The 2460-nt window shown below is 48.7% G+C and carries 1 protein-coding gene; it reads left to right on the top strand.

The features are described from left to right. Window positions 1-1682: 1682 nt before the first annotated feature. Window positions 1683-2460, top strand: a 778-nt coding sequence (locus VBE63_RS27385) for an IS5 family transposase (RefSeq protein WP_323686156.1), incomplete at its 3' end; no start/stop codon positions are given.

The following is a 2460-nucleotide window of genomic DNA, read 5'->3' as shown; positions in this document are numbered from 1 at the left end:
GGCGATGAACTGCGCTATTCACCGTTTATGCGCGAGAATTGGGCACCATTGACAGAGACTGAGGGACAACAGAACCCCGGTCGAGGGAAGGGACCCTACTTTGTGCGCGCTACCAAAGAGCGGAGGATCGGGAGATTGCGTTGATCGCTAGACACTCCAAATACGATCAGGATGCGACAGAGGTCGCTCTACTGCCAGGCCAAGCAATGAAAGTTGTGCATGCCTCGCTGTGAAGCACATCGGAAAGCCGTGTGCGGGAAAATCGCATGCACGGTTTGATGAGGGAGGGCTGGTTGTCAGCGCCAAGCCTCGGCTATTTAGGCACCGCCAGACGAAAGGGGCGGAAACAGATAAGCCGAGACTAAAGTAATGGCAACCTGCTCTCTACTCTATCGTGCGACAAGTAAGCTAGACATTTGATTGTTAAGCATTTTATGACTTAACCGGCTGTGCTTCCAGTCGTAGCCCACCAGCCCATGCGTCTCTGGTAACGGAGGGGTGTGAAGCGGCTGGGACAATGTACCCCGGAGCCGCAAGGCTCGCAGACGTCCGCCCGTGAGGGCAATCAATCACTTCAAGCGCCATGAGGTGCGGGGGCTAGGCTTGGTGGTAAGGTGAACGAAAGTGAATCAACGATAAACGTCGTGAAGAGAAAGCGGCCAAAGACGCTGATAGGCCGTCACCAAAATGGTATGTGCCTGGACAAGGGTTTGGTAGATGCCCTTGCGAAGCCAGAACGGGGCACCGGCGAAGAGTTGGCACCTAACCCATCGTGTTAAATATCTGGAACTTGGTAAGCCCGTATCCTCGCTCTAGGCAATGACTGATGATGAGCAAGGAAACCGCAAGGAATCCCCACGGGGGTGCGGGTAGAGGAACGATGGAGAAAGCGAATGCCCCGGCTGTCATGGCTGGGGATAGAGGCCAGGCAATGCGAAGTCAATAAGTCTAACGCTTGGAAATACCTCACCCGAAAGGGGGCAGACTTCCATCATGGTCTAAGACGATGAGAGAGTTTAGCAGACACACTGAAGGAGGCAGACGAAAAGATGGCTATGGCAGTTGCACTAGCTGGCGCAGTCTCCGACCGTTGTCCTTGGCATTCCATCACATGGCACAAGGCATTTAAGACGGTTAAGAGGCTGCAAGCGCGTATCGTTGAGGCAGTGAGTGTGACATGTAGACGTTTGATTGACTGTGAGGCATAGCGACCTCACCTCGTGTGCTTCCACGAGTAGCCTACCGGCACATGCGATTCTGGTAACGGAGTGGTGTGAAGCTGTCGGGACAATGTACCTCACCGGGTAACCGGGCACTGGAACCGTGAGGAAAAGTGTGACTCCTAGCGCCAAAGGGGTTTGAGGGCTAGGCTTGGGTGGTATGGTGAACGCAAGTGAACTGATGATAAACGTCGTGACAATCAAACAGCCAAACGCGCTGATAGGCTGTAACCAAAATGGTAAGTGTTCAGGTCTAGGGTCTTGACTGTACCTTAGCGAAGTCACAGCAACACCGGCGGATAGTCAGCACCTAACCCACCCTGTCAATCATTCGGAACTTGGTAAGCCCGTATCCTCGCTCTAGGCTTTGACTGAGAGGCTGTATAAAAAGTAAACTATTAATTTTAAAATTAAAATTTGTTAACATCTCGTGAAAATCAATAGCAAAAGGAGTTTTCATCGATGTGTGTGAAAGAGGAGAAACCTAACGTGCGTTATCCTAGTGATATGACCGACCAAGAGTGGGAGGTTATTGAACCTATTATCAATGAGGTAGAAACCTATAAGACCGGGAGGCCGAGAGATGTCGATCTTAGAGAAATTTTAAATGCAATTTTTTATTTGAATAAAACAGGATGTCCTTGGCGTTATTTGCCAAAAGATTTTCCGGATTACACACTTGTTAACTATTATTACAACAAATGGAAAGAAAACGGATTGTTTTATAAAATAAATATAAAACTGGTTCAGATTCGCCGCAAAAAAGCGGGTCGCAACCCTGATCCAACAGCGGCAATTATTGACAGCCAGAGTGTTAAAGGAACACCGGAATCTTATGAAGATTCCGGTTTCGATGGGAATAAGAAAGTAAAAGGTCGCAAACGACACATCGTTGTTGATGTGATTGGCTGCTTACTTGCTGTCTATGTTAGCGCCGCTAACGTGGCTGATAGTACAGCAGCTCGAGATGTCCTGATTTTATTATTTGCAGTCGTAAAAACCGTGCAAAGGATTTGGGCTGATCAGGGGTATATCGGGGAGGCGCTTTTTAACTGGCTTCTTAAAACTTTTGGTTGTTTTTTGGAAATCGTTAAAAAAGAAGAAAACCAAAAAGGATTTAAGCTGCTCCCTCGGCGTTGGGTTGTTGAACGGACATTTGCCTGGCTTGATCGATCCCGCCGACTGAGTAAAGATGACGAGCGCACAACAACTTCACATGAATCGCAAGTTTATATCGCCT

The sequence above is a fragment of the Lamprobacter sp. genome (genome assembly GCF_034860625.1).
GTDB lineage: Bacteria > Pseudomonadota > Gammaproteobacteria > Chromatiales > Chromatiaceae > Lamprobacter.
The sequence above is the reverse complement of the archived record's forward strand: the minus strand, read 5'-3'. Positions and strand labels throughout refer to the sequence as shown.